Below are 3,472 nucleotides of genomic sequence, written 5' to 3'. Positions count from 1 at the left end.
ACTCAGAAGTGAAACGCAGCTGCGACGATGGTAGTGTAGCATTCGCTATGCGAGAGTAGTTCACCGCCAGGCTCCTCATTAAGTAAACAAGCCCGCCTCGAAAGAGGCGGGCTTTTTGCTTTGCGCTTCACCAACCACATCATTACAATAGCGCTATCTGTGTTAACTGGCTTGATCATGCGCACTTTAACTAATATATCGGCAGTCCCTTATTCTACTTTTCGTTTTGATGCCATCTTAAGCTCTGTTCACGAATTGAACTCTGTCAGTGAGTTAGACAGCTTTGATGTTGACACGGCACCCATATTGCTGGGTGAGGGTAGTAATACTATTTTTTTGCAAGATCTGACAGTTCCTGTCTGTCGGTTTGTGGCTGATAGCAAAACGGTTACCGAGCTGAGTGCAGATCATGTTTTAGTGCACGTAGAAGCGGGCCATAACTGGCATCAGTTGGTAACTTGGACAGTTGAACAGCAGCTATGGGGCATAGAAAATCTTGCGCTTATTCCTGGCTCAGTAGGCGCTGCACCGGTACAAAACATAGGTGCGTATGGAGTAGAACTGGCAGATAGCTGTTTATACGTTGATTTTTACCACTGGCAACAGCGTAAAGTACTGCGTATTGCTGCCGGACGCTGTCAGTTCGGCTATCGGGATAGTGTATTTAAGCATTCTCTGGCTGGTAAAGGTATCATAGTCGCTGTCGGTTTGTGCCTCAGTAAGCGTCCTTCAGCTGTGCTAGCGTATAAAGGTTTGGATCATCTGCCGGCTGATGCGACTATCAATACTATCTTCGAACAGGTTATTGCTGTGCGTAGCAGCAAGTTACCAGACCCTGCGGTATTGGCTAATTGCGGTAGTTTCTTTAAAAACCCGGTTATAACGAGGCAGCAATACACAGCGTTAAGAGAAAAATATGCCGATATACCCGGCTTTAATCAGGCAGATGATAGCGTTAAGGTGCCCGCTGCCTGGTTGATTGAGCAGCAAGGCTTTAAAGGCAAAAGTTATGGCGATGTTGGTTGCTATAATTTGCAGCCGTTAGTGGTGGTTAATCACGGCTCAGGTACGCCACAACAACTACTGACTTTAATAGCTGATGTGCAGCAGAAGATAGAACAGGCCTACGGTATTCAGTTGGAACCCGAGGTGCGGATGTTGAACAACAGCGGACAGTTGCATGACTAAAGCGAGTTTAGTTAGCCAGCGGCAATTATTGAACGCTTTAGCTGCCGGTGAGTTTCAGTCCGGTCAAATATTGGCTGATATGCTGGGTTTAAGTCGCACTGCAGTAGCAAATCATATAAAGCAATTACAGCAACTTGGCTTGGATATTTACAAAGTTAAAGGCCGTGGCTACTGTCTGTCAGAACCTTTAACTTTACTTGATGCTGCGAAGATCAATCAGCTACGTCCAGTGGGCTGTGCCGATATTCTGGTGCAGCACATCACTGATTCTACTAATAGTCAGTTGATGCAAAAAGTTCAGGATGGTTTAGTCACGCAGCCCGGTTATACCATAGTGGCCGAAGCGCAAACGGCAGGCAGAGGCCGGCGTGGCCGAACCTGGTATTCACCTTTTGCCGCCAGTTTATATTTTTCTATGTACTGGCGGTTAGAGCAGGGGATTCAGGCTGCGATGGGTTTGAGCCTGGTGGTAGCCATTGCGATCGCTAGAATGCTGAAACAGCAGTATCAGGTTGAGGCAAAAGTTAAATGGCCAAATGACGTTTACGTTGATGGCAAAAAGCTGTGCGGTATCCTGGTAGAGCTTGCAGGGCAGGCACACGCAGGCTGTGACGTGATCATTGGCATTGGTATGAATATACGTTTGCCACAACAGGCGCTGGACAATATTGATCAGCAGTACGTTGATTTAGCCGGGGCCTGTGAAGCTGCAATAGACCGTAATTTATTGGTAGCCATGTTACAACAGCAACTGAGCGGTTTACTTACAGAGTTTAGTAGTAAAGGTTTTTCTGGCTTTGTTGAAGAGTTTGATCAATATAATCAGTATCATAATCGAGAGGTCAAACTTATTGGTAGCAATGAGATCAAAGGTATTTGTCTTGGCGTTGACCAGCAAGGTGCGTTATTGATTAAAACTACCGAGGGTGTACAAGCTTATTTTGGCGGTGAACTGAGTCTACGGTCAGGAGATTAGTATGTATTTGCTGCTGGATATTGGCAATACGAGGGAAAAGGCCGCCCTGGTGAAGCAGGGTAAAGTTAGCGCCTTGCCACAGCTGGCGGCAGATAATTTGGCAAAATTGCCGATAAAAGCAGTTTACTTTGCCAGTGTAGCATCACAGGAAAAGGTTGCTGTAATTAAGCAACTGTTGGGGCTGGATCATTTGCCCTGGCGTCAGGTGCATTCTGATGTGCAGGCATATGGTGTCCGTAGCAGTTATCAGCAACCGCAGACACTGGGTGTAGATCGCTGGTTGGCAATGTTGGGTGCGCAGCTGTTGTTTCCGGCAAAGAATGTGCTAATCGTTGATGCCGGCACAGCAGTAACGGTCGATTGGCTGGATAAAGATGGCCTGCACGGTGGCGGTTGGATTATACCGGGACTGAAAATGCAGCAGCAGGCCGTGGTTAAAAACACTGCAAAAGTGTTTAACTCAGAGCTGTTCAACGGCAGACTGGAGCCGGGTACCGCTACTGTAACGGGATTGCAAAACGGTTGTTTAGCCGCGGTTTTAGGTGCAATTCGGTTAGCCTGGCAGCAAACCCCTTGTGACAGGCTGTTGCTAACCGGTGGAGACAGCAAATTTCTCAAGCCATATCTGGCTGATTTACCTTTGGTGGTAGAACCTTTACTGATCTTCCAGGGATTGGCGCGTTATATTGATATGTAACTGCTAATTTGTGCACTTTATGAACGCTTAGGCAGGAAATTAGTGCTTTTTTGGTTTTTTCTGTTGCACGGCATCAGGCATTCCACTAGAATTCGCACCCACTGACGTTGTGCCGCTTTAGCTCAGTTGGTAGAGCAACTGACTTGTAATCAGTAGGTCATCCGTTCGACTCGGATAAGCGGCACCATTAGTGGAGGGGTTCCCGAGTGGCCAAAGGGATCAGACTGTAAATCTGCCGGCACTGCCTTCGAAGGTTCGAATCCTTCCCCCTCCACCATCTTCGTCAGGAAGAATAGCTACGAGTAGGCCGCGGGCATCGTATAATGGCTATTACCTCAGCCTTCCAAGCTGAAGATGCGGGTTCGATTCCCGCTGCCCGCTCCAATCAAAACGTTGCTGATATAGCTCAGGCGGTAGAGCGCATCCTTGGTAAGGATGAGGTCCCCAGTTCGATTCTGGGTATCAGCACCATCTTGACACCTCTCTTGCTATCAAAACACTTAACTAATTAAACAACCGCCGTTTTGTTAAAAGGGTCTATTCATGGCTAAGGCTAAATTTGAACGAGTAAAACCGCACGTAAACGTAGGCACCATCGGTCACGTTGACCA

General features: G+C 47.4%; 3 protein-coding genes and 4 tRNA genes. All 7 read left to right on the top strand.

Annotation, left to right across the window (positions count from 1 at the left end; translation table 11 throughout):
• Positions 1 to 177 precede the first annotated feature (177 nt).
• The 7 genes from murB (at position 178) to EYB30_RS14880 (ending at position 3,332) form a co-directional block, all read left to right on the top strand.
• Positions 178 to 1,188, top strand: a complete 1,011-nt coding sequence (gene murB, locus EYB30_RS14910; RefSeq protein ID WP_166839707.1) for a UDP-N-acetylmuramate dehydrogenase — start codon at positions 178 to 180, stop codon at positions 1,186 to 1,188.
• Positions 1,181 to 2,164 (top strand): bifunctional biotin--[acetyl-CoA-carboxylase] ligase/biotin operon repressor BirA, encoded by a 984-nt coding sequence (gene birA, locus EYB30_RS14905; protein ID WP_166839706.1) that lies wholly within the window; start codon positions 1,181 to 1,183, stop codon positions 2,162 to 2,164. Before murB ends, birA begins: the two co-directional genes overlap by 8 nt.
• Before the next feature lies 1 nt (position 2,165).
• Positions 2,166 to 2,861, top strand: coding sequence for a type III pantothenate kinase (locus tag EYB30_RS14900; RefSeq protein ID WP_166839705.1), 696 nt, complete (start codon positions 2,166 to 2,168; stop codon positions 2,859 to 2,861).
• A gap of 111 nt (positions 2,862 to 2,972) precedes the next feature.
• Positions 2,973 to 3,048, top strand: a tRNA-Thr gene (locus EYB30_RS14895).
• A 5-nt stretch (positions 3,049 to 3,053) separates the two neighbouring features.
• Positions 3,054 to 3,138, top strand: a tRNA-Tyr gene (locus EYB30_RS14890).
• Positions 3,139 to 3,170: 32 nt separating this feature from the next.
• Positions 3,171 to 3,245, top strand: a tRNA-Gly gene (locus EYB30_RS14885).
• An 11-nt stretch (positions 3,246 to 3,256) separates the two neighbouring features.
• Positions 3,257 to 3,332 (top strand) — tRNA-Thr (locus EYB30_RS14880).
• The last annotated feature ends 140 nt before the right edge of the window (positions 3,333 to 3,472 follow it).

The organism is Rheinheimera pleomorphica, assembly GCF_011634895.1.
Classification (GTDB): domain Bacteria; phylum Pseudomonadota; class Gammaproteobacteria; order Enterobacterales; family Alteromonadaceae; genus Alishewanella; species Alishewanella pleomorphica.
This window is presented reverse-complemented; position numbering and strand designations above follow the sequence as displayed.

What these genes read in the sequence shown, in the direction of transcription:
- murB (WP_166839707.1), top strand. Translation starts at nt 178, where the DNA reads ATGCGCACTTTAACTAATATATCGGCAGTCCCTTATTCTACTTTTCGT.
- birA (WP_166839706.1), top strand. Translation starts at nt 1,181, where the DNA reads ATGACTAAAGCGAGTTTAGTTAGCCAGCGGCAATTATTGAACGCTTTA.
- EYB30_RS14900 (WP_166839705.1), top strand. Translation starts at nt 2,166, where the DNA reads ATGTATTTGCTGCTGGATATTGGCAATACGAGGGAAAAGGCCGCCCTG.